Origin of the sequence: Polaribacter sp. R77954, from assembly GCF_044595335.1 — a bacterium.
Lineage (GTDB): Bacteria > Bacteroidota > Bacteroidia > Flavobacteriales > Flavobacteriaceae > Polaribacter.
In genome coordinates this window covers 1,038,661-1,062,500 of record NZ_CP138992.1, presented here as the reverse complement: position 1 = coordinate 1,062,500, position 23,840 = coordinate 1,038,661, and the positions used below count along the sequence as shown (strand labels likewise).

The following is a 23,840-nucleotide window of genomic DNA, read 5'->3' as shown; positions in this document are numbered from 1 at the left end:
AAAGCATATAAGCGCGAAACCCACCACAAGATGAGATTTCTTTAAAGGGTCGTTGGAGATGACAACGTTGATAGGCTATAGGTGTAAAGGCAGTAATGTCATAGCCAAGTAGTACTAATAACCCATAGACTTATGTACGCTTCTCACCACCAATGGTGGTGAGAGACTCTCTTTTTTTATTTTGATTTTATAATATTATTTTACCATATGTTAACTTATTACTTCAGTATAACTGAAGAGTTAACAGTAATTAGTCATTAGTAGTTAGTTTAACTAACTACTAAAACCAATAACTAATAACTAAACTTTTAGGGTGGTTATAGCATTGGGGCTCACCTCTTCCCATCCCGAACAGAGAAGTTAAGCCCAATAGCGCCGATGGTACTGCATTTATGTGGGAGAGTAGGTCGCTGCCTTTCTTAATCTTGATATTATTTAAGATTTATAAACCTCACATCTTCAGATGTGAGGTTTTTTTATGTAATTCTTTTACCCTCTTTATAACTATCGCATGGAATCTGGGATCAACACCAAAAGTTGTGGGATTAAAAATTAAGCATAAATATTTGTTAGTCTAAAAAGGAAGAATTCTATATTTCTAATGCCTCTAAATTGGGCTTAAACGTATAGGTGGCAATATTTCTGCACATAATATTCACCATTTCTTTTGTTGTACGTAAAGGACTTAAGTACTATAATCTTATTTGTGAATTTGATAGTTTAATCTTCTAAATCAGGAATTCTAGCAATATGTTTTAGTAGCTTTCCCTAAGAATCTTTAAATTGAGTATCGAGATAGTTACCTACATTAACTTTTTCTTGAAAACCAATACGATTTGGGAAATTCTAAGTGATAAAAAACGAATTTTATTTTCTTCATTTGGGGCTAAATTTGTTTTTACTACCAAAGAACTCAGATTATTTTTTTGTTCTGAAATGCGTTCTTCTAACAATTGATCATCAGTATAATCATTGTAAATTTAAAGAGTACTGTTACTTTCAATATACAGGTTTACACGTTGCTATATGTGAAATTTCATCTTGATTATTTGTAGCTAAACTAAACGAACCCCATTGAGCACTTTCTTTATCTATTTTTTCATTTGCTGTAAAGCGTATTTCTTTAAGATTATTTTTTTCTATATACGTATTTGTGTTTTTATAAGTCTTTCCTTCTTTTTTGTCAAAACCTATAAAAATGGGGATTTTACCTGCTTTAGAAATTATAATTTTATTATTACTTGTTTTTTTTACTTTATAACTCAATACTACCATTGGAAGACTACTATCTTCAGTGTTTTTTGGAATTAAAGAATTAAAAGCACCACATCCTGTAAGTGAAATGGTTCCTGTTGCAATTCCTCTAATAGGCATTATTATACTATCTGACTGGTTTTGATTGTATTTTTTTAGAACTAGCCAATTGTTATTTTTTTCTTGAGCAGTTACTGTTATGATAGAATTTAATCGTAGAAATAGTACAATCTATTATCAATAATTTTTAATGTTTAGATGATGATTCAATTAATAATTCCATCAATTTGTTTCCAGCCTTTCATTCCTTCATTTTTTTGAATAGACTCAGGTGTGCTTCTCCCATCTAAAATTATTTTTTTAAGTGCTGCTTTTAATTCTAAAGCGATTTCAGGAAAACTTGCAATTACATTTTTGGTTTCTCTTATATCATCTTTTAAATTATATAATTGCATTTCTGGTAAGTTTAATTTTTCTCTTTTTATATCTCTTGTGTTTGGGTAACTCCAACCTCCAGAACCTTGGTAAGTAATTAATTTCCAATTTCCTTTTCTAATTCCAAAAGAACCATCAACAGAATGTAGCACAGTATATTTTCTAATATCAATATCATTTTTACCTGTAATTAATGGTAACATACTATAACTATCTTCCCCTTCTGAGTCTTTGGTTTTATAACCTACGATATCTGCACTTGTGACAAAAAAATTTGTAGTAGAAATAACTTTATTTGAACTCGAACTTTTCAACCCTTTTTTTGGCCATTCTACTATAAAAGGTACATGAAGTCCACCTTCATAAATATCAGATTTTGTACCTTTAAATGTATAACTTGGATCGTGATTTACTTCGGCTAATTTATCAAAATTTGCTCTAGGTGAACAACCATTATCGCTTGTAAAAACCAACATTGTATCTTCTGAAATGCCTTGTTTTTTTAGTGTTTCTCTAATTTGACGTACAACATCATCAACCTGCATTACAAAATCGCCATACATATTGGTGTTACTTTTTCCTAAAAATTCCGTAGTTGGTAAAATTGGTGTATGTGGTGCTGGTAAAGGAAAGTACAAAAAGAAGGGAGATTCTTTATTTGCATTATCATTAATATAATGAATTGCTTTATCTGTTAAATCTTATAATACATTGGTATGGTTAAAATCGTCTGATGTAAGCCCTTTTCTCCATTTTCCTTTTTCATCAACAGAAACTGTAGTTTTGGTTGGCACCATGGTTGGGTTATTATTTTCAACATAAACATAAGGAGCCATATCTAGAGATCCACAGAACCCAAAAGTATAATCAAATCCATGACTGTTAGGTCCGTTTTTAATTGGTTTAGAAAAATCTACAGTTGGTTTTGCATTTAATTTATCTAAATTAATTTTTTTATTTTTTTTAGTGATTTCTCAATCCCAACCTAAATGCCATTTACCTATAAATGCAGTATTATATCCTTTAGATTTTAACATTTTTGCAATTGTAGTTCGTTCTTGTTTTATGAGTGATTTTGAATAGCCACTCACCACAAAACTCTTTAATCTTGTCCTCCAATTATAACGCCCTGTTAAGATACTATATCTTGTTGGGGTGCATACTGCTGATGAAGTGTAGGCGTTTGTAAATTTTACGCCATTACTAGCCATTTTATCTAAATTTGGTGTTGGAATTTTTCCATTAGAATTAAAGGTTTTTACATCTCCATAACCTAAATCATCTGCTAAAATGTAGATGATGTTTGGGTTTTTATTTTGTGATTGAATTCCTAATATTGTTAATGATAATAGGGCTGTGAATATGTATTTCATATTTATGTTTTTAATTTTTTTCTCTGGTTTATAATTGCAATTCAGCTTTTTTATTTTTAGTTAGGTCTAATCCAAATACAATGCCCACCACTAGCAACCATTTTTGCTTTTACAATAGCTCCCTTTTTTACAATTTCTGTTCTTACTTTGTATGCTTCTGGGTTGGTTTGACTATCAGTATTTTCAGCATCCTCATAAAAAGTAATTTTGTAGGTTTTGTTTGCTTTTAGAAAATCTAGATTTATATTTAAACTACCACCATTTGCATGGACAGAACCTATAAACCAATCCTCTCCATGTCTTCTAGCTGTGGAAATGTATTCGTCCATTTTAGCGTGTAATACCTTTGATTCGTCCCATTTGCCAACAGGCATTTCTTTTATAAATTCAAATAAATCTGATTTTGCAGCATAGGCCTCAGGTGCATATGGAATACAAACCAAACCACTAAAAATAATAAGCGTTCTAGCTACCTCAGCAGCTACAGTTGTGTTTAATGAGTTTAATTTTCTAGGGCCTTTTGCTCTATTACCTTTATTAATTCCTGAAATGTCAAAAATTCTATTATTCATATCCATAGGACCTTGAATTCCGTTAATTAAAGCCATTCTTATAAACGTTTTTGTATTAAATACGCGTCTGTAATCCTGTTGCGCATGACAGTATTCTCTTGTAATAGCATTTGGATAAGTTCTTGTAACTCCAGTAAAAGGTACAGGACTGTCATGAAAATCGACGAGTAGATTGCTCTCTGCACTTTTTTGAATCGCCATTCTTGTAAAAGGCACATTGGCATTCATAAAACCATATTTAATGCCTTGCATGCCAAGAGATTTGTAATAAGAAAACAGTTGGTTGTCACCAAAATTACCATGCTTTCTATCATAATAAAGTAATGAAGAAACCCCTTTGTTATTAGCGTATTTTGTTATTTTGTCTAAGTCTATATTTTCAGACATTTCCATATAACCGGGTTTACATCTGTGTACCACCCATCATCCATCATAAAATATTCTATTTTGTTTTTTGCAGCAAAATCTATATATCTATAATAACTTTCATTATTTATGCCATATGTAAAACCATCTTCAGTTTTGAATCCATGCACCCTCCAATCCCATAGGGTTTTGCCAGGTTTTATCCACGAAGGTTTTTTAATTTTGTTAGGTGTAGCTACGTTTAAAGGCACTGTATTGGTTAATAAATTTCCAATTTTATCTTCTAAAAGTATGATTCTCCAAGGAGTAATCAATTTCTCATCTTTAGAAATGAAATCATTTTTTGACACCAATTTCTTGCTTTCTGAATCAAATTTAAAATTAATAACATTAAATCCAGGAGTGTTTATTAAATCGGATTCTAAAAGTGACATATATTGATTTGAAGCATCCTTGACTAGTAAAGGCATTTGAAATTTGTATGGTACAGTATCTTTTTTGATTAATGATTTTATATTAATAGGCCCTTTTGGAACTCTAATTCCTGAAGATGCTGAGTATAGACTGCTTGTTGTGGGTAAATCTTATTCCATAAAAAAAGAAGGACTATGATGTGCAGGAACTTCTTGAATGGTAAAGCGAAAAGCTATACCATGATTATAACTTCTTACATAAAGAGTGGCTAAAAAACCTGAATAATTTAAGGTGATTTTTATTTCGTTATAATGATTGTTAATTTCACTAAACTGTCCCCAAACAGGATTCCAATTTTTATTGACTTGATTTATTTGGGTATCTTTAATTTTTACATTTTGACCTTTTAGAATTGAAATTTCGGAATGTGAAATGACGCGTTGATCATAATTTAGCCCCTTAAAAGTTCGGAGTGATATTTTAAATTTCAAAATTAACCTATTTTGTACAACAAGAGATTTCTTTTTAATCTATATAAAATATTACGAACAAAAAAAAGTGTTTTTAAATTGTAGTTTTTTTAATTCATGTATCACGAATCAATTCTTAATTTTAATTATAATGTTCAGTTTTATTGAAACAAGACATCAAGGGTAAGTTTATCCAAGAAACCATCAGCAAGTAGGCTGTTTTTTTCCTCAAACTGTTTAATAGCGTTTAAAGTTTCAACTCTATAAACACCATCAATTTCAATTTTATACCCCTTGTTTTTTAGTTCTTTTTGCACCTCATAAACTATAGCGTTTTTAGAACCATTGTATAATTTACTATTCGGATTAAAAAGTGCTTTTATTTGATTGTTTTTTTGTTGTCTTTGGTAGGTTTTTAAAGAAATGCCTTTCTCTTCAATAAATTTTATTTCAGTATTGCTCAGGCCTTTATCTTTTAATCGTAATGAATTTTGCAAAATAGCCTCATAATAAGTTACTTTAGCTAATTTATTAGCATAAGTTCCAACCGCCAATCGAGTTTCAATGTCGTCATCTTCAGGGGTTTTAACATCAATTTTGTTGGCAGACCATTGTAACATTACAAAACAATCTAAATCTTCAATAGCTTGGTAATAATTGAATAAAAGCGCTTTATTGTAATAAGATGTATCAATATTTTTCATCGTTTTATAATTCACTTCAGGAGAATTGTAACGCTGATAATCAGAATATACTCCGTAAGCAATTAAAGAAGCGATTACCAAAAGTAAAAAGATGATGATTTGTTTCATGATGGTTAGAGATATGTTTATCAGCTAGTAAAACAAATGTAGGAAATCTTTTTTAACCACACCTAATGTGCGCAAAAGAGTTAATATCTAAAGCAATAAAAGTAAATTTTGGTGTTACACTACTGTATATTTGTGATTATAATGTTTACCAAATTGAATACCGAAAAAAACAATAAGAAAAAGTATTTATTTTTAAAACGAATTTTCCGTTTTTTATTCGGTGTTTTTGTTTTTTTCTTGCTAATTATCTTATTTATTAGAAGTTCTTGGGGACAAAACATTATTGTAAATCAACTAACAAACTATGTTTCTGATAAAACAAATACCAAATTTGAAATAGATAAAGCTTTCATTACGTTTAATGGAAATCTTAAAATTGATGGTTTGTTTTTAGAGGATAAAAAAGGAGACACTTTAATATATTCTAAATCTTTAGAAGCCAATTTGCCTCTTTTTGGAATGATTAAAGGCACAACTATGGGAGTTGATGACCTAAAATGGAATGGATTAAAAGCTAATATTATTAGAAAAGATACCATATCTGGTTACAATTTTCAGTTTTTAATAGATGCTTTTGCCTCAAAAGATTCAGCAGAAACTCAAAAAGGCGCTACTGGTGCATCACCTAACATTGTTATTGGCCAAATTTACCTCACAAATATTGATGTTAATTATATTGATGTTCCTTTGGGTATTGAAAGTAGTTCTAAAATTGGTGTACTAAAAACTAGCGCAAAAAGTATTAATGTTGTGCAAAAAGTTTTTGTTATTGACGGTATTTTGTTAACGGATTCCAAAATTAAATACATTCAAAAACCTATTGATTTTATAGCAACAGAGCCTACAGTATTACCAAGTTTATCTGCAAACAACATTACATTAAATAATACTAAAATATATTATAAAGATGTTGAAAGTAAGCTTGTTACAGATTTAGATGTTGTTGATTTTTACATTAGTGATTTAAGATTAGATTTAGAAAATAGATATTTTAGTAGTGGCCAAATAGCGTTAAAAGAGTCTAAAATTGATGTAAAATCATATTCAAAGAATTCAAAGAATTCAACAATAAAAACCCAATTGCAATTACCAGACCTAACCGTAAATATTGCCCTAATAGATTTGCAAAATAATGCCATAAATTATCTTGTGGATGATGCTGTAATAAATACAGGTGTGTTTGACGCCAATGCAATTGCAGTGCAACAATTAAACCTTAATGCAACGTCTATTTATTACAAAAATAAAAATGGAGGTTTAGCCATAAATACGTTTAATTTTAAAGAAAGTTCAGGTTTTAATTTAGATGAAATCAAGTTGAATACTACATTTTCAAATCAAAAATTAACAGTAAATAATATATTGTTTTCACTAAATAAAAATAGTTTAAAGGGGAATGTTGAATTAAATTACAAATCGATTTCAGAGTTGATAAATGTTCCAGAACAAACTACTGTGTTTGCAAATATTCCATCAATTGTAATTAATCTGAATCAATTATTACAATTTCAGCCTATTTTACAAAATAATGAATATCTACATGTAATTCATCAAAAACCAATTTTAGCAAGTGTTTTGGCAAACGGAACACTGGCTAACATTAATTTGACTAATGCAAAAATAAATTGGGGCAATTCAACCAATGTAGCCATAAATGGCACTATACGTAATGTTGCCAATCCAGATTTGTTAGCAGTAAATCTAACCGAATTTAAAGCTAAAACAACAAGAAATGATGTGTTAAAATTTGTAAATGAAGCCAGTTTAGGTATAAAACTACCTAAACAAATAAATGTTTTTGGTAGTTTATCAAGCAGATTAAATATGGTGAAAACAGATTTAAAATTGAGTTCTACTCAAGGAGATGTTGACGTTAAAGCAGCATTTAAAAATCAAACTTCCATAAAGTATAGTACAGAAATAAATATCAAAAATTATAAAGTTGATGAGTTATTACAAAACAACCAATTGGGTGAAATTAGTGCACATTTAACTTCTTATGGTACAGGTAAAACAGTTAACGATTTAAAAGCTAGTTTAGAAGCTAAAGTAACAGATTTTAAACTCAATAATTATGCTGTAAAAAATGTGAACTTTAAAGCCGATTTTAAAAATGGAAAAGGAAATTTGAGGTCTAATTTTAAAGATAATAACTTGAATATAAATTTAGACGGAAAGATTACCTTAGACACTTTACATACAAAAGCGACTGTAAATATTGATGTAATTGGTGCAAATTTAGAAGCCTTAGGGTTTATGCAACGTAAGGTAAAAGCAGGCATGGATATTTCATTAAATTTTAATGGAAATTTAGAGAAATATAAATTGGATATGAATGTAAATAAAGGAACCATTGTTTATAAAAATAGAAGTTATTTGTTAGGTGAAATACTTGCAGAAACGTATATAGATAAAGATACCACAGCATTTGTTTTAAAAAATAAAATGATTGAAGCAAAATTGCAATCTAATGCAAACCCAATAGAATTTAGTAAAGCTTTACAAAGCCATATTTCTAGTTATTTTTATAGAGATTTTAAAAGAAAAGACACCATCTTAAATCCGGTTGAGTTAAGATTACAAGGTAAAATAGCACAAACCACATTGTTAAAAGAAGTGTTTTTAGTAAATGTAAAAGATATAGATACCATAGATCTTGCTATAAATTTTAATGAAACACAAAGAAAATTAAATGCCAACCTCACTGCACCTCATATTAATTACAGTGGCAACGAATTAGATAGTTTGCTTTTTAAAATGACAACAGATAAAGAAAACTTTAATTTTAAATTGGGTTTTAAAGATATAAAAGCCAATCCTTTATACATTCCAAAAACGGTTGTAACTGGTAATCAGCTAAATAATGAGTTGTCTTTAAGTTTTTCTGGTATGTATAAAGCAGATACACTATTAAACGTAAACACCAAAATAACAGGGAGTAGAGATAGCTTACAAATTTCAGTTAGTCATAAAAATCTGAAATTAAATAAAAAATTATGGACTATACCAGCATCCAATAAGGTAGTTTTACAAAACAATAAATTACAATTTACAGATTTTAACATTACTAAAAACAATCAATTTATTGAAATTACAGATGCAATAGATCAAGTAAACACTGAGCATATTGCAATTGATTACAAAAATTTTAAAATAAGCGAGATTTTTAACTACTTAAACCCAAATAAAGAAATAGCCACTGGTATTTTAAGCGGACAATTTGTTTTAGAAAATCCGTTTAAGGATACAGGTATCATTGCAGATTTAAATATCAATCAACTAAAACTATTAAACACCAATTTAGGCAAACTATCCTTAAAAGGTAAATCTTTAGGAAATAATACATACGATTTTAATGCCAAATTAAAAGAAGGTGATATCGATTTAGATGTAACAGGAGATTATTTTATAGAAGATGAAGATGCCAACTTAAATCTAGCTATCAAACTAAATACTTTTAAAATGAAAGCCTTAAATACACTTTCTTTGGGCGAAATTAAAGAAACTAGTGGTTCGTTTTCTGGTAATTTTACTGTTGATGGTAAAACGTCTAATCCTAATTATAATGGTAATTTAAATTTTAAAGATGCAACCTTTAACATCACAAAATTAAACACAAAATTTACTTTAAAAGACGAAAAATTACGTGTAGATAATAATGGGTTTTATTTAGATAATTTTTTAGTTTTAGATGAAAAGAAAAACGCCCTAAATCTTTCTGGTAAAATTTTAACCAAAAGTTTTATAAACCCTCAATTTGATATAAAGTTAAGCGCAAAAAACTTTAGAGTTTTAAACGCTACAAAAAATGATAATCCATCACTTTATGGTATTGCCTCATTTAATGCGAATGCAAATTTAACAGGAGATTTACAAATCCCTAAGTTATCTGCAAATATAACTTTAGGCAAAGAAACTAACGTTAATTACGTATTGCCTACAGCTTATGCTACAGTAGAAAATAGAGATAATGTAGTTGTTTTTGTAAATAGAAAAAATCCTGATGCTATTTTAACAGAAACCGAACAACAAACTGCTACAATTACAGGTTTCGATATTTCAACCCAATTAAAAATTGATAAACAAGCCAAAGTAACTGTAGTTATTGATGAGGAAACAGGAGACAATTTTAATGTTTCTGGTGATGGAGATTTGGTTTTTAATATGTTGCCAAATGGTAACATTTCTTTATCTGGAGTTTACGAAGTGGCACAAGGTCATTACGAATTGAATTTATATAAATTGGTAAATAGAAAATTTTTACTGGCACCTGGAGGTCGTATTTCTTGGTCTGGTAATCCTTTTAATGCTAAGTTAGATGTGCAAGCTATTTATAAGTTAGCTACTTCAGCATCGCCATTAATGGCAGCACAAACTTCTAATGTAGATCCATCAGTAAAAAGTAAATTTAAACAAGTTTTGCCTTTTAACGTGTATTTAAATATCGATGGAGAAATGATGCAGCCCAAAATTTCTTTTAATTTAGATATGCCAGAAGAAGATCAAGGTGCTATTGGTGGGCAAGTGTACAGCAGGGTACAGCAAGTAAATCAGCAAGAAGAAGAGTTAAACAAACAAGTTTTTTCTTTGTTGGTTTTAAATCGATTTTATCCAGATTCTGGTAGCGATGGTAGTTCTGGTGGTTTTGCAACAATTGCTAGAGATAATTTAAATGATGCAGTTTCAGGGCAATTGAATGCTTTTTCTGATAAAATTTTAGGCAAAACCGGTATCGAACTTAATTTCGATTTAAATAGTTATACAGATTATCAAGGCAACTCTCCAACAGACCGAACGCAATTAGGGGTAACAGCACAAAAAAAACTATTTAACGAGCGCTTAACTGTAAGAGTAGGTAGCGATTTAGATTTACAAGGTACAAATACAACAAACCAACAAACTCCGGTTATTGGTAATGTAACTTTAGAATACAAAATTACAGAAGATGGCAGGTATCGTTTAAAAGGATTCAGAAAAAACGAATTTGAAAATATTATAGACGGACAGACTATTGTAAGTGGAATTGCGTTAATTTTTACCCAAGAGTTTAATGAATTTAACGAAATGTGGCAAGCCATTTTTAAGGCTCAATCTCAAACAAATCAAAATGATAAAAATAAGCAGGATAAAAAAAAGAACACTGATGAAAAAGTAAGTACAAAGAAAGAAAATAAAAGTAGTAAAAAAGAAAATGAGTAAGCTTTGAGAAAAACCATTCAAATACAATTTATACTATTAATAGCAATACTTCTATATTCTTGTAGCGTAAATAAATTAATACCAGAAGGGAAACGTTTATACACAGGTGCAAAAATTGAAATAGAAGCAGATGCTTCAATACAAAACAAGAGTAAGCTAAAAGAAAATTTGCAAAATGTTGTAAGACCAAAACCCAATACAAAGTTTTTAGGCATGCATTTGGGGGTATACTATTATTATAAAAATCAAATAGAAAACCCTAGTTTTTTAAATAAATGGTTGTATAAAAAAATAGGTCAAAAACCTGTGTATCAATCAGATGTTGATTTAGTTGAGGTGCAAGATATTCTTAGAAACCGCCTTGAAAATAATGGGTTTTTTTACAGCACTGTGGTATCTTCTTTTCAAGAAAAAGAAAAAAGAGCTGCAGCAAGCTATAATTTAAAAATACCATCACCTTATAAAATGGAAAAATTTAAGGTAGATAGCATGGTTTCTCCTATTTATGCAGCTATTAAAAAAATTAGTAAAAAAACACCTTTTAAAAAAAATATACGCTTCGATTTAAGTAATTTTAAATTTGAACGCGAAAGAATTGATGCAGAACTTAAAAAAGAAGGCTACTATAACTTCAATGCAAATTTCTTAATTTTCGAAGCAGATACCAACCAATATAATCATAAAAAGTTCGATTTATTTTTAAAGTTGAAAGCCAATGTGCCCAAAAAATCGACTGTGCCTTATGTTTTAAAAAGCATAAACGTATATCCTAATTATAATTTAAAAGATTCCATTACAGATAAATTTGTGAGTTTTGATCGCAAAAATTATTATCAGAATAAAATTATTTTTAAACCAAAGTATCTAAATGATTTTATCACCCTAAAAAAAGGGGAGCGTTTTAACCCAGAAAAATCTAAAAACACAGCAAGACGTTTGTCTACAATTGGGGCGTATAAATATGTAAATATTCAGTATAATGAAATTGATACTATTGCAAATGATTATAAAGGAGCTTTAGAGGCCAATATTTTTTTATCGCCTTTAACAAAACGCGCAATACGTGCTGAGTTGCAAGCTGTAACAAAATCTAACAATTTTGCTGGGCCTACATTAGGTGTTAGCTTTAGTAACAGAAATTTATTTAAAGGTGGCGAAACGTTAAATATAACTGGTACTATTGGTTACGAAACACAAGTGGCAAGTGGTAATAATGCAGGTTTAAGTAGTTTAGAATTAGGTGTAAAATCAGAATTAATTTTTCCAAGAGTAATTGTACCTTTTAGATTTAAAGAAGATTTTTTTGAATACTCAATACCAAAAACCAAAACAAGTTTAAGTGCTACCTATTTAAGCAGAAGCGAACTCTACACATTATCATCGGGTTCTGCACTTTTTGGGTATATTTGGGATGCGAATAAATACATAACCTACGAAATTAATCCTATCTCATTAAACTACTCAAGCTTATCTAACACAACAGCTGCCTTTGAAACTATTTTAGAAAACAATCCTTTTTTAGAAGAAAGTTTCAATCAACAATTTATATCTGGCCTCACATTTTCATTTACTTATAACGAAATGATAACCCCTCAACAACATCAGTTTTATGTAAATTCTACTGTAGATGTGGCAGGAAATTCCATCAGTTTATTTGGCAAAGAAAAAGAAATAGGAGCCCCTAAAGAGTTTTTAGGGCTTCAATATGCGCAATTTGCAAAAGCAGATTTAGATTTTAGATATCATTTTAATTTTGGAAAGAATAATAATCAAAAAATAGCCACAAGATTTTTTGCAGGGTATGGTTATGCTTATGGAAATTCAGATGTGGTTCCGTTTGTAAAACAATACTTTTCTGGTGGACCATATAGTGTAAGAGCATTTAATACTAGGTCTTTAGGACCAGGTACTTATCAAGGGAATTCTGAGAGCAGTACTACTTTTTTTGATAGAACAGGTAATATACGTTTAGAAGCTAATATAGAGTATCGTTTCCCTATCTATTCTTTTTTTAAAGGAGCTTTTTTTGTTGATGCTGGTAATGTTTGGAATTCAGTTTCCAATGCAACGTTTAATGATAAAAACGGTCAGCAAACCGATAAATTTACATCCAACTTTATCAACGAATTGGGCATGGGCGCAGGAATTGGATTGCGAATAGATGTACAAGGCTTTGTCATTCGATTTGATTTGGCAGCCCCTTTTCACGATCCAAGCTTAGCAAAAGAAGAGCGTTTAGATTTTAGGTTAAATGAGCCAGTCTTAAATTTTGCTATTGGTTACTCTTTCTAAATTAAAATCCATTAGAAATCTTTACCAACTCATTTTTATCTACAATTTTAATGTCTTTTTTTAAGAAAGTAATCGAGCCACTTTTCTTTAAGCCAGAAAGTAAACGAATTGCAGATTCAGTAGCAGTACCAATTATATTAGCAATATCTTCTCTAGATAAATGAATGTTTATAGCCCCTAGTTCATTTGTACCAAATTTATCTTCTAAGCTTAATAGTGTTTCAGCCAATCGTTGTTTTACACTTTTCTGAGCCATATCCACTATAATATTATCAGCTTTTTTTAAAGAGCCTGCCATGGTCTTTAGTACATCCATAGTAAAATTCGGATTCTTTTCAAGATCTTTAATAATTTCTTCTTTAGGGATAAAACAAACCTCCATATCATCTATAGCAACAGCGTTTAAATTAGAAACTTCGTCAGAAATTAAACTTCTTTCACCAATTAAATCGCCACGTTGCACCAAGCTAACAATTTGGTTTTTTCCATTTTCACTCATTTTAGAAATCTTGCAAACCCCGTCTTTTATACAAAAAACACCGTTTATATGATCTCCTTCTTCAAATAAAGGCTCTCCTTTTTTTATTATTTTAGAGGTTTTACAAGCAGATATTCTAATTAATTCATCTTTAGAAAGATGCTTTAACGAATTAAATTGACGTACAATACACTGTTCACATTTACCCATTATTTGGTTTTATTTGATAGTTCAAAGATATTGAAAAACTGATAAAAATCATATTTTAAACTAAAATCTTAACGGAAATTTGCATCAGGCAAAAGAGTAAATATGAAGACTACACATTGTTACCATTGTGGAGATTCTTGTAAAGATGATATCATAAAAGTTAATGATAAAAATTTCTGTTGTAATGGTTGTAAAACGGTTTACGAAATTTTTTCGCAAAACGACTTAACGTGTTATTATGATTTTCAAGAAAATCCAGGTGCAGTTCCCTCAGAAATTCAAGGCAAATATGATTTTTTAGAGAACCCACAAATCATTGAAAAATTAGTAGATTTTAATGATGGTAACACGCAAATTGTAACCTTATATATACCTCATATACATTGTAGTTCTTGTATTTGGGTATTAGAAAATTTGCATAAATTAAATCCAAAAATTAGTACTTCTCAGGTAGATTTTCCAAAGAAAAAAGTTAGAGTGTCTTACAATTCAGAAACTACATCATTAAAAGAAGTGGTGTTATTATTGAGTTCTATAGGGTACGAACCTTACATTAGTTTAGAAGATTATGAAGCTGGAAAAAACAAAGTAGATCGTAGCTTAATTTACAAATTAGGTATTGCAGGTTTTGCTTTTGGTAATGTAATGTTTCTCTCTTTTCCTGAGTATTTTGAGGTAAGTGGCTTTTGGATAGAAAAATATAAAAACGTTTTTAGATGGTTAATGTTTTTCTTTTCTTTACCCGTAGTTTTTTATGCGGGTAATGATTATTTTATTTCGGCCTACAAAGGGTTACGTTCTAAAATTTTAAATATAGATGTACCTATTGCTCTTGGAATTATAGTGTTGTTTATAAGAAGTACAACAGAAATTATTTTAGATTTAGGTACAGGTTTTTTTGATAGTTTAACAGGCTTAATTTTCTTTCTTTTATTGGGTAAATTCTTTCAACAGAAAACGTATAGTTTCTTGTCTTTTGAGCGCGATTATAAATCGTATTTTCCAATTGCGGTTACGCGAATTTTAGCCAATCAAAAAGAAGAAAATGTACAAATTTATGAGGTTGAAAAAGGGGATAGGCTTTTAATAAGAAATCAAGAATTAATACCTGTAGACGGAATTTTAATTAACGGAAATGCTAATATAGATTATAGTTTTGTAACGGGTGAAGCAGAGCCAGTTGCTAAGAAATCTGGTGATAAGTTATTTGCTGGTGGAAAACAACTCTCAGGAATTTTAGAAATGGAAGTTTTGGCTTCGGTATCACAAAGTTATTTAACACAATTGTGGAGCAATGACGTTTTTCAGAAAGACAAAACATCTAATTTTAAAACACTTACAGATAAAATTAGTAAACATTTTACAATTATTGTACTATCTATTGCCTTAATAGCTACAACGTATTGGTTGTTTGTAGATGCTAGCATTGCATTAAACGTTTTTACGGCGGTTTTAATTATTGCTTGTCCTTGTGCTATAGCATTAGCAGCGCCTTTTACTTTCGGAAATTTGTTGCGTATTTTTGGTAAACAAAAATTCTATTTAAAAAATGCCACAGTAATTGAACAATTGGCAACCATTAATTCTTTAATTTTTGACAAAACAGGTACGTTAACCACAAATGTAAAAAGTAATATTTCTTACGATGGAACGCCTCTAAACCATCAAGAAAAAAGTATTTTAAAAAGCGGTTTAAGAGCATCAAATCATCCTTTAAGCAGAATGTTATACGATACTTTTACTACAGTTGATAATTTAAAAATCTCGAATTACAAAGAGGTTGTTGGGCAAGGGATTGAAGTAAATTATCAACAAGAAAAATTAAAACTAGGTTCTGCTTCTTTTGTAAAAAATATTGAAGATAAATTGTCTTTTGATACTTCTGTGCACGTTAGTATTAACAATAATTATAAAGGTAAGTTTACCTTTAAAAATACCTACAGAAAAGGAGTTCAAGAAATTTTTAATACCTTACAGCAAGAGTATGATTTGGCTGTTGTTTCTGGAGATAATGAAGGTGAACGTAAATTTTTATCCAATCAATTACCTCAAAAAACAACTTTATTATTCAACCAAAAACCAAATGATAAATTACATGTTGTAGAAGCGTTGCAGCAACAAAATAAAAAAGTGGCCATGATTGGTGATGGCTTAAATGATGCTGGGGCATTAGCACAAAGCGATGTTGGAATTGCTTTGTCAGAAAATATCAATGTTTTTTCTCCTGCATGCGATGCCATTTTAGATGCTTCTCAATTTCATAAAATAGAGCATTTCTTAAGCGCATCAAAAAAAGCAATTTCTATTATAAAATATTGTTTTATATTGTCTTTATGTTACAATGCAGTAGGGTTGTATTTTGCAATTACAGGGCAATTAATGCCAGTAATTGCTGCAATATTAATGCCTCTAAGCTCTATTAGCATTGTGGTATTCACCACAATTTCTACAAATATTTTAGGTAAAAAACTCAATAAAAAATGAAAATTAATCCATATATAGATCATACCTTATTAAAAGCTACTGCTACAAAAACGCAAATAATAAGTTTATGTGAAGAAGCAAAAATGTACAATTTTTATGCTGTTTGTGTAAATGGTTGTTATGTAGCCTTGGCAAAAAATCAATTAGAAAATTCTAAGGTAAAAGTAGCTGCAGTTATTGGCTTTCCTTTAGGGGCTATGACAACTGAAACAAAAGTTTTTGAGGCTAAAAATTGTATTGACAAAGGGGCATCAGAAATAGATATGGTTATTAATATAGGTAAGTTGATTGATGGCGATTTTACCTATGTAGAAAATGAGATAAAACAAATTAAAGAAGCTATTTGGGGTAATACGTTAAAAGTGATTTTTGAAAATTGCTATTTAACTAAAACCCAAATTAAAAAAGCTTGTGAATTGGCAGTAAATGCAGGTGCAGATTTTGTAAAAACATCCACAGGTTTTGGTACAAGTGGTGCAACTTTTGAAGATGTGCAGTTAATGAAAGAAACTGTAAATAATAAAGCCCAAATAAAAGCAGCTGGTGGAGTACGTGATATGGCAACAGCCCAAAAATATATAGAAATGGGGGTTACAAGATTAGGTACTTCTTCTGGAGTTGCTTTGGTAAAAACGGGTATTTCTAATAAAAATGAGTATTAAGTATGAGTGTGCATATTGAAGCAAAACAAGGAGAAATTGCAGAAACAGTATTGTTACCTGGAGATCCAATGAGAGCAAAATGGATTGTAGATTTTTTCTTAACAGAAATTGTAAAATACAATGATGTTCGTGGAATGTTAGGGTTTACAGGAACGTATAAAGGAAAAAGAATATCAGTACAAGGTACAGGAATGGGAATTCCATCAACTTTAATTTACGCCCATGAATTAATTAACGATTATGGTGTAAAAAATTTAATTCGAGTAGGTTCAGCAGGTTCTTATCAAAAAGAAGTTAAGATTAGAGATATTGTTATTGCTATGGCTGCCTCTACCAATTCAGGTTTAAATACTATTCGTTTTAATGGTGCAGATTACGCACCAACTGCAAGTTTTTCTTTATTTCAAAAAGCAGTAAAAGTTGCAGAAAAACAAGGTATTACAATTAAAGCAGGTAATATTTTAAGTTCAGATGAGTTTTATGCAGATGATTTTGATAGTTATAAAAAATGGGCAGACTATGGTGTTTTGTGTGTAGAAATGGAAACCAATGGTTTGTATACCATTGCTGCTAAACACAATGTAAACGCACTATCCATTCTAACAATTTCAGATAGTTTAGTTACAGGAGAAAGAACAACAGCAGAAGAACGCGAACTTACTTTTAAAGAAATGATAGAAATAGCTTTAGAATTGGCATAATTTTAATTCTACTATTATGTTGATTGATTTGCTAATGAAGCGAAACATGAAAATGAAAATTGTATCTATACATTTCATAAAATGTAAATTGTAGTTATCAATGTAAAGAATAAGATTTCTTTAAAAATGCGTGAAGGTGAGGTTTGAATTCAAAGCTCAAAAACATAAAAAACATCAAGCAGAAATGAAAACATCACTAATTCAAAAATATAACGTTCCAGGACCAAGATATACCAGTTATCCAACTGTTCCTTTTTGGGATATAACCACATTTACCCCAGAAAATTGGAAGGCAAGTTTTCAAAAATCATTTATTGAAAGTAACCAAAAAGAAGGGATTAGTGTTTATATTCATTTGCCATTTTGCGAGAGTTTGTGTACGTTTTGTGCTTGTCATAAACACATTACCAAAAGGCATGAAGTAGAGGAGGAGTATATAGCAACAGTGCTAAAAGAGTGGCAATTATATATAAATGAATTTAGCGAAACTCCCATTATTAAAGAATTGCATTTGGGTGGTGGCACACCTACTTTTTTTTCTAAAGAAAATTTAAAATTTTTAATGGATGGTATTTTCAAGTTGGCAATACCACATGCTGATGCCGAATTTAGTTTTGAAGGTCATCCCAATAACACCACAAAAGCACAATTACAAACCTTGTACAATTGTGGTTTTGAAAGGGTGAGTTTTGGTGTACAAGATTATAATGAAAAAGTTCAAAAAGCCATTCATAGAATTCAGCCTTTTGAAGCAGTTGCACAAGTAACAAAATGGGCTCGAGAAATTGGGTACACTTCTATAAGTCACGATTTAATTTTTGGGCTTCCACATCAAACCAAAGAAAATGTAATTTATACGATTAATAAAACCAAAGAGTTACAGCCAGACAGAATTTCGTTTTACAGTTATGCGCATGTGCCTTGGGTAAAAGGTGTTGGTCAAAGAGGTTTTAATGATAATGATTTACCAAAAGATGATGAAAAAAGAGCGCTTTATGAAATAGGGAAACAGCTTTTTGCAGAGTTAGGATACGAAGAAATTGGTATGGATCATTTTGCTTTAAAAACAGATAGTTTGTATCAAGCCACTATCAACAAAACCCTGCATAGAAATTTTATGGGGTATACTGCCAACAAAACACAATTAATGATTGGCTTAGGCATGTCTGCAATTTCAGATTCTTGGTATGGTTTTGCTCAAAATGTAAAAACGGTAAAGGAATATCAAAAAATTGTAAGTGAAGGTAAAATTCCTGTTTTTCGCGGTCATATACTCTCTAAAGAAGACGAAATTATTAGAAAACACATTCTAAATATTATGTGTAATTTTTATACTTCTTGGCATTTGCCATCAACTCAAATAAACAATATAGAAATGCACTTGGCATTATTAAAAGGTTTAGAACAAGATGGTTTGGTTATTGTTGATAAAAATTCTTTAACAGTACCAAAGCATGCACGCCCTTTTGTAAGAAATATTTGTATGGCATTTGACCAAAAAATGCATCAAAAAAAGTTAAAAGACAAAGTTTTTTCGATGACAATATGATAAATTTTGTTAATTTTTTTGGTTGATAAGTTTGATTTTACTAAATTTATTCAAAATTAAATTCCCCCAATCATGAAAAAAAGTAAAATTAAACACCTCAGAGCGCTAATTGTTAAAGAAAGATTAATTGATGCATCTTTAAAATTGACCATTTTAATTATAAGTGTCATTTTTATTTTCGGAGCAATTATTTAAAAAAACAACATTTATTTAAACCATAAATCGTCTAAAGAGAAATCTCTAGACGATTTTTATATTTGTGTGAATTTGTTTTACGCACTATTTTGGTACTTTCAGAAGTAACTGACTTTTAAAATACAATTCTAAAAAAGCCATTTAAAATTTATAAATTTAAGATGATTTTTAGTTTTTTAGTAAAATAAAGGCTTATTTATCCTATGCTTTTATTATTAATGTTTAGGCTGTTTCTTCTAAAGTTTTTTTTTGTATTCTTCTAACAATTTCAATACAATTTGTAGTATGTATTCCAAAAAATATCCAAAGTATTTCTGTTTTCTTTGTCTTGGCTTTTTCTTTTTTTAGAGAGTAATGTTGTTTTTCTTTTCCAGAACTGTCTTCTAAACGTGTTGCTTTTTCTTTGGTAATTAATTTATCAAACGATGATGACCCAAATCAATATTACAAAAAAAATGACACAATCAATATTGGCATTTAATTGTTCAACTAACTTCTTGTCAGAACAACAATCATAGTGCTTTAGGAATATCAACCATATTTTTCCTTTTGGACTAAAATAATTCTTTGTTCCTTTTTAGATTCTTTAATCTTAAAAATCGAAACCAAAGTATCCCAAGGAATAGCAAAATAGATTTTTCCTAAATCAATCCATAAAAATTGATTAAAATAAAGTTGAAAGTTTTCTTTAGAAACTAAAAATTAAAATTTGTATTGGAATTCGGAGATCCTTCGTATTTTTGGCATGCATAGGTAAATTAAAACCCCGATTTTTTGAGTAAACAGCTCGTTTTCGGGGTTTTATTATTTTTAAAATAAAACTTACTTGTCTGATAAACAAGTGCTTATTTGCTCTTGAAAATACCTATTTAGTTTTTAGGAAAAATATTTTTTTGAGGCATTCCAATAGATATCCATTTCTTCTAAAGACATGTCAGAGAGTGTTTTACCTTCTTTTTTAGCTTCTTGTTCTAAAAACTGAAAACGATTGATAAACTTTTTGTTTGTTTTTTCTAAAGCATTTTCTGGGTTTACACCAATAAAACGTGCGTAATTTATCATCGAAAATAAAACATCGCCAAATTCTTTTTCTATATTTTCTTTATGTTTAGCTTTAATTTCATCATTTAATTCGGTGAGCTCTTCTTGTACTTTTTCCCAAACTTGTTCAGGTTTATCCCAATCAAAACCAACACCCGCAACTTTTTCTTGAATTCTACTAGCCTTTACTACAGCAGGTAAACTTTTAGGAACACCCTCTAAAACCGATTCTTTGCCTTCTTTTAGTTTTAGTTGTTCCCAATTGCGTTTTACATCTTCTACATTATCAACCTTAACATCTCCATAAATATGAGGATGTCTGTCTATCAATTTATCGCAAATACTATTGGCAACATCAGCCATGTCAAAAGCTTTTTTTTCGCTTCCTATTTTTGCATAAAAAACAATGTGCAGTAAAACATCACCCAACTCTTTTTTAATTTCGGGTAAATCATTATCTAAAATAGCATCTGCCAATTCGTAGGTTTCTTCAATAGTTAAATGCCGTAAACTTTCTAAAGTTTGCTTTTTATCCCAAGGACATTTTTCACGCAAATCGTCCATAATATCTAACAAACGATTAAATGCTGCAAGCTGTTCTTTTCTTGAGTTCATTTTTTAGTTTTAACTACTGACTACTGACTACTGACTACTGACTACTGACTACTGAATTTCCTCTTCTTTATTTTCTTCAGAAACGGCTTCAACTTTAGCAAAATCAAAACCTATTTCAATTAATAAGTTAAACCACTGAATTACTTTTTTTATGTTTGAGGTATACACTCTTTCATCATCATAATTAGGTAAAACTTCTGCAAAAAATGCAGCTAGTTTTTTACCACTTTCTTTATGAGACAGTGCTTTTGCACCTGCTGTTTTTTCAGACATTGCTTTAAAAACATTTAATAAGGGCATATCTTCTTCATAAGTGTAAATCGCAATATTTTCTAATAAACTTACATTTTGAGTTGAGTTTACAGCCAATCTTTTATTGTCTACTAAAGATTCAACAATAATTGCATTTTTTGATTGAGATATTACTTGAAACAATCCTGGTTTACCAGAAACCGATATAATTTTACTAAATTCCATTTGTATATTTTTTATGAAAGTTATTTAAATTTTCTTGTCATTTTGAGCAAAGTAAAGTACAGTTGAAAAATCTCATTGATAATAAAATTAGATTTTTCCACAAGGTCGAAATGACATTAAAATATTCTAAATAAATTAATTATTTTTTCTTTTTTAAATTCGGAAAACGCATTCTGTAATCTGCTCTTATCTTTCCTTTAGAGATGTTTTCTAGTTTCTTTTTAATCAATCTTTTTTTAAGAGATGATAATTTGTCTGTGAACAAAATCCCTTCAATATGATCGTATTCGTGCTGAAAAACTCTTGCTGCAAGTCCTTCTAAAACTTCGGTATGTGTTTTAAAGTCTTCATCTTGATATTCAATGGTAACTTTTGGTTGACGATACACATCTTGGCGAACATCTGGTATACTTAAACACCCTTCGTTAAATGCCCATTCTTCACCTTCTTCTTCAATAATACGTGCGTTTATAAAAACCCTATTAAATGTTTTTAAGGTTGCTCTGTCATTATCATCTAAATCTTCATCTTCTGCAAAAGGAGATGCATCAATAACAAACAAACGAATAGCTTTACCAATTTGTGGAGCTGCCAAACCAACACCAGAAGCGTTGTACATTGTTTCTTTCATATTTGCAATCAGTTCCTTTAAATTCGGGTAATTTGCATCTATTTCTGTACATGCTTTTCGCAATACAGGGTCTCCATAAGCTACAACTGGTAAAATCATTTTTTATTTTTTAATGGTTGCAAAAGTACAATTTCAAAATCCGAACTCCCAAACTTTGAATTCATAATTTAAATTTTATCATTATTGATTGTACAAATACGATTGCAGAATAATTGTTGCACTTATTTCATCAACAAGTGCCTTGTTTCTTCGTTTACTTTTTTTTAATCCACCATCTATCATGGTTTGAAAAGCCATTTTAGATGTAAAACGTTCATCTACTCTTTTTACAGGGATTTGCGGAATTTCTTTAGCCAATTTCTCTAAAAAAGGAACAATTAAGGTTTCACTTTCACTATCAGTATTGTTCATTTGTTTTGGTTTCCCAATTAAAAAGAGCTCTACATTTTCTTTAGAAACATAGTCTTTTAAATAAGAAATCAATTCATTTGTAGATACAGTAGTTAATCCAGAAGCTATAATTTGCAATTCATCTGTAATAGCTATTCCTGTTCTTACTTTTCCAAAATCAATGGCTAAAATTCTTCCCAAATTGTATACTTTTTTTGCAAAAATAGAGTTAATTTTTAATATGATAAGACTAAGTTTTATAATATGTAAAAGATTGCTTTCCGATTTTTAAAAATCTTTTTTAGATTTTACACAAGGATGGGTAATCTGTTTAAAAAACGTATATTCGCTTCGGTTTTTAGCATTCAAATTATATTTGCAAAAATTAAATTATTAAAATGGAAGATATTAGAAAAATAATAGAGTCAGCTTGGGAAAACCGTGAGTTGTTAAAAGAACAAAATACGATTAATACCATTAGAAAAGTTGTTGATTTATTAGATAAAGGAGAATTAAGAGTAGCAGAGCCAACTACAGATGGTTGGCAAGTAAATGAATGGGTAAAGAAAGCAGTAGTGTTGTATTTTCCTATTCAAAAAATGGAAACCTTAGAAGCTGGTATTTTTGAATATCATGATAAAATTCCTTTAAAGAAAAACTTTGCAGAAAGAGGCATTAGAGTAGTGCCAAATGCAGTTGCAAGACATGGAGCGTACATTTCTCCAGGTACAATTTTAATGCCTAGTTATGTAAATATTGGTGCGCATGTAGATGAAGGCACAATGGTTGATACTTGGGCTACAGTAGGTTCTTGTGCACAAATTGGTAAAAATGTACATTTATCTGGTGGTGTTGGTATTGGTGGTGTTTTAGAACCATTACAAGCTGCACCTGTAATTATAGAAGATGGCGCTTTTATTGGTTCTAGATGTATTGTTGTAGAAGGTGTTAGAGTAGAAAAAGAAGCGGTTTTGGGTGCTAATGTTGTGTTAACAATGAGTACTAAAATTATAGATGTTACTGGTGATGAACCTGTGGAAACAAAAGGAGTTGTGCCAGCAAGATCTGTAGTGATTCCTGGTAGTTATACCAAAAAATTTGCTGCTGGAGAATACAATGTGCCATGTGCATTAATTATTGGAAAAAGAAAAGAAAGTACCAACAAAAAAACGTCTTTAAATGATGCACTTCGTGAATACGATGTAGCTGTTTAAAGAGTC

Annotated in this window: 18 protein-coding genes, 2 rRNA genes and 2 pseudogenes (1 of these 22 running past the window's edge); 9 read left to right on the top strand and 13 right to left on the bottom strand. The window is 29.9% G+C overall.

The features are described from left to right. Together SJY27_RS04590 and rrf are read left to right on the top strand one after the other, a co-directional pair. Positions 1 to 138: ribosomal RNA gene (locus tag SJY27_RS04590) — 23S ribosomal RNA — on the top strand; it begins 2,730 nt to the left of the window's first position. A gap of 171 nt (positions 139 to 309) precedes the next feature. Continuing rightward, positions 310 to 419, top strand: a 5S ribosomal RNA gene (gene rrf / locus SJY27_RS04585). A 580-nt stretch (positions 420 to 999) separates the two neighbouring features. Here the strand turns inward: rrf and SJY27_RS04580 are convergent. From SJY27_RS04580 to SJY27_RS04545, 8 genes and pseudogenes are all read right to left on the bottom strand, one after another. Then, positions 1,000 to 1,374 (bottom strand): GH116 family glycosyl-hydrolase, encoded by a 375-nt coding sequence (locus SJY27_RS04580; RefSeq protein WP_397447082.1) that lies wholly within the window; start codon positions 1,372 to 1,374, stop codon positions 1,000 to 1,002. Positions 1,375 to 1,520: 146 nt separating this feature from the next. Further along, a pseudogene (locus tag SJY27_RS04575) lies at positions 1,521 to 2,375 on the bottom strand (sulfatase-like hydrolase/transferase); the annotation flags it as partial. Positions 2,376 to 2,390: 15 nt separating this feature from the next. Further along, positions 2,391 to 2,525 carry a hypothetical protein gene (locus SJY27_RS04570; protein WP_397447081.1) on the bottom strand — a complete coding sequence of 45 codons (135 nt, stop codon included), beginning with the start codon at positions 2,523 to 2,525 and terminating at the stop codon, positions 2,391 to 2,393. 138 nt (positions 2,526 to 2,663) lie between these two features. After that, complete coding sequence (locus tag SJY27_RS04565; RefSeq protein ID WP_397447080.1) at positions 2,664 to 3,062, bottom strand: sulfatase-like hydrolase/transferase; 399 nt, start codon at positions 3,060 to 3,062, stop codon at positions 2,664 to 2,666. A 56-nt stretch (positions 3,063 to 3,118) separates the two neighbouring features. After that, positions 3,119 to 4,027 carry a glycoside hydrolase family 97 C-terminal domain-containing protein gene (locus SJY27_RS04560; protein WP_397447079.1) on the bottom strand — a complete coding sequence of 303 codons (909 nt, stop codon included), beginning with the start codon at positions 4,025 to 4,027 and terminating at the stop codon, positions 3,119 to 3,121. Continuing rightward, the gene (locus SJY27_RS04555) at positions 4,006 to 4,251 is read right to left on the bottom strand and encodes a glycoside hydrolase family 97 catalytic domain-containing protein (RefSeq protein WP_397447896.1); all 246 of its coding nucleotides are present in this window, start codon (positions 4,249 to 4,251) and stop codon (positions 4,006 to 4,008) included. Before SJY27_RS04555 ends, SJY27_RS04560 begins: the two co-directional genes overlap by 22 nt. Next, positions 4,240 to 4,905 (bottom strand): annotated as a pseudogene (locus SJY27_RS04550) (glycoside hydrolase family 97 N-terminal domain-containing protein); the annotation flags it as partial. The pseudogene SJY27_RS04550 and the gene SJY27_RS04555, both read right to left, overlap by 12 nt. A 140-nt stretch (positions 4,906 to 5,045) precedes the next feature. Then, entirely contained in the window at positions 5,046 to 5,696 is a 651-nt protein-coding gene (locus SJY27_RS04545; protein ID WP_397447078.1) for a peptidoglycan-binding protein, read from the bottom strand. Between the two features lie 153 nt (positions 5,697 to 5,849). Between SJY27_RS04545 and SJY27_RS04540 the strand changes: the two genes are divergently transcribed. Both SJY27_RS04540 and SJY27_RS04535 read left to right on the top strand, forming a co-directional pair. Further along, a complete protein-coding gene (locus tag SJY27_RS04540; protein ID WP_397447077.1) occupies positions 5,850 to 10,895 on the top strand; it encodes a translocation/assembly module TamB domain-containing protein in 5,046 nt (1,681 codons plus the stop codon). Positions 10,896 to 10,898: 3 nt separating this feature from the next. Further along, positions 10,899 to 13,187, top strand: coding sequence for a BamA/TamA family outer membrane protein (locus tag SJY27_RS04535; RefSeq protein ID WP_397447076.1), 2,289 nt, complete (start codon positions 10,899 to 10,901; stop codon positions 13,185 to 13,187). Position 13,188: 1 nt separating this feature from the next. Here the strand turns inward: SJY27_RS04535 and SJY27_RS04530 are convergent, their stop codons facing one another. Continuing rightward, entirely contained in the window at positions 13,189 to 13,875 is a 687-nt protein-coding gene (locus SJY27_RS04530) for a Crp/Fnr family transcriptional regulator (RefSeq protein ID WP_397447075.1), read from the bottom strand. A gap of 102 nt (positions 13,876 to 13,977) precedes the next feature. Between SJY27_RS04530 and SJY27_RS04525 the strand changes: the two genes are divergently transcribed. From SJY27_RS04525 to hemN, 4 genes are all read left to right on the top strand, one after another. Beyond that, positions 13,978 to 16,359, top strand: a complete 2,382-nt coding sequence (locus tag SJY27_RS04525) for a heavy metal translocating P-type ATPase (RefSeq protein ID WP_397447074.1) — start codon at positions 13,978 to 13,980, stop codon at positions 16,357 to 16,359. After that, a complete protein-coding gene (gene deoC, locus SJY27_RS04520) occupies positions 16,356 to 17,021 on the top strand; it encodes a deoxyribose-phosphate aldolase (RefSeq protein WP_397447073.1) in 666 nt (221 codons plus the stop codon). Before SJY27_RS04525 ends, deoC begins: the two co-directional genes overlap by 4 nt. 2 nt (positions 17,022 to 17,023) lie before the next feature. Beyond that, the gene (gene deoD, locus SJY27_RS04515) at positions 17,024 to 17,722 is read left to right on the top strand and encodes a purine-nucleoside phosphorylase (RefSeq protein WP_397447072.1); all 699 of its coding nucleotides are present in this window, start codon (positions 17,024 to 17,026) and stop codon (positions 17,720 to 17,722) included. 184 nt (positions 17,723 to 17,906) lie between these two features. Next, on the top strand, positions 17,907 to 19,271 hold the full coding sequence (hemN, locus tag SJY27_RS04510; protein ID WP_397447071.1) for an oxygen-independent coproporphyrinogen III oxidase: 1,365 nt from the start codon (positions 17,907 to 17,909) through the stop codon (positions 19,269 to 19,271). A gap of 1,071 nt (positions 19,272 to 20,342) precedes the next feature. Here hemN and mazG read toward each other — a convergent pair. From mazG to ruvX, 4 genes are all read right to left on the bottom strand, one after another. Further along, the gene (gene mazG, locus SJY27_RS04505; RefSeq protein ID WP_397447070.1) at positions 20,343 to 21,122 is read right to left on the bottom strand and encodes a nucleoside triphosphate pyrophosphohydrolase; all 780 of its coding nucleotides are present in this window, start codon (positions 21,120 to 21,122) and stop codon (positions 20,343 to 20,345) included. A 48-nt stretch (positions 21,123 to 21,170) separates the two neighbouring features. Further along, positions 21,171 to 21,599, bottom strand: a complete 429-nt coding sequence (locus tag SJY27_RS04500) for a DUF5606 domain-containing protein (RefSeq protein ID WP_397447069.1) — start codon at positions 21,597 to 21,599, stop codon at positions 21,171 to 21,173. Between the two features lie 139 nt (positions 21,600 to 21,738). After that, positions 21,739 to 22,329, bottom strand: a complete 591-nt coding sequence (gene def / locus SJY27_RS04495) for a peptide deformylase (RefSeq protein ID WP_397447068.1) — start codon at positions 22,327 to 22,329, stop codon at positions 21,739 to 21,741. An 81-nt stretch (positions 22,330 to 22,410) separates the two neighbouring features. Beyond that, positions 22,411 to 22,821: a Holliday junction resolvase RuvX gene (gene ruvX / locus SJY27_RS04490; protein WP_397447067.1), complete on the bottom strand. Its 411-nt coding sequence runs from the start codon at positions 22,819 to 22,821 to the stop codon at positions 22,411 to 22,413. Positions 22,822 to 23,018: 197 nt separating this feature from the next. Here ruvX and SJY27_RS04485 point away from each other — a divergent pair, with 197 nt between their 5' ends. Next, positions 23,019 to 23,834 (top strand): 2,3,4,5-tetrahydropyridine-2,6-dicarboxylate N-succinyltransferase, encoded by an 816-nt coding sequence (locus SJY27_RS04485; RefSeq protein ID WP_397447066.1) that lies wholly within the window; start codon positions 23,019 to 23,021, stop codon positions 23,832 to 23,834. Positions 23,835 to 23,840 lie beyond the last annotated feature (6 nt).

What these genes read in the sequence shown, in the direction of transcription:
- SJY27_RS04580 (WP_397447082.1), bottom strand. Translation starts at nt 1,374, where the DNA reads ATGCCTATTAGAGGAATTGCAACAGGAACCATTTCACTTACAGGATGT.
- SJY27_RS04570 (WP_397447081.1), bottom strand. Translation starts at nt 2,525, where the DNA reads ATGGCTCCTTATGTTTATGTTGAAAATAATAACCCAACCATGGTGCCA.
- SJY27_RS04565 (WP_397447080.1), bottom strand. Translation starts at nt 3,062, where the DNA reads ATGAAATACATATTCACAGCCCTATTATCATTAACAATATTAGGAATT.
- SJY27_RS04560 (WP_397447079.1), bottom strand. Translation starts at nt 4,027, where the DNA reads ATGGAAATGTCTGAAAATATAGACTTAGACAAAATAACAAAATACGCT.
- SJY27_RS04545 (WP_397447078.1), bottom strand. Translation starts at nt 5,696, where the DNA reads ATGAAACAAATCATCATCTTTTTACTTTTGGTAATCGCTTCTTTAATT.
- SJY27_RS04530 (WP_397447075.1), bottom strand. Translation starts at nt 13,875, where the DNA reads ATGGGTAAATGTGAACAGTGTATTGTACGTCAATTTAATTCGTTAAAG.
- SJY27_RS04525 (WP_397447074.1), top strand. Translation starts at nt 13,978, where the DNA reads ATGAAGACTACACATTGTTACCATTGTGGAGATTCTTGTAAAGATGAT.
- deoC (WP_397447073.1), top strand. Translation starts at nt 16,356, where the DNA reads ATGAAAATTAATCCATATATAGATCATACCTTATTAAAAGCTACTGCT.
- deoD (WP_397447072.1), top strand. Translation starts at nt 17,024, where the DNA reads ATGAGTGTGCATATTGAAGCAAAACAAGGAGAAATTGCAGAAACAGTA.
- hemN (WP_397447071.1), top strand. Translation starts at nt 17,907, where the DNA reads ATGAAAACATCACTAATTCAAAAATATAACGTTCCAGGACCAAGATAT.
- mazG (WP_397447070.1), bottom strand. Translation starts at nt 21,122, where the DNA reads ATGAACTCAAGAAAAGAACAGCTTGCAGCATTTAATCGTTTGTTAGAT.
- SJY27_RS04500 (WP_397447069.1), bottom strand. Translation starts at nt 21,599, where the DNA reads ATGGAATTTAGTAAAATTATATCGGTTTCTGGTAAACCAGGATTGTTT.
- def (WP_397447068.1), bottom strand. Translation starts at nt 22,329, where the DNA reads ATGATTTTACCAGTTGTAGCTTATGGAGACCCTGTATTGCGAAAAGCA.
- SJY27_RS04485 (WP_397447066.1), top strand. Translation starts at nt 23,019, where the DNA reads ATGGAAGATATTAGAAAAATAATAGAGTCAGCTTGGGAAAACCGTGAG.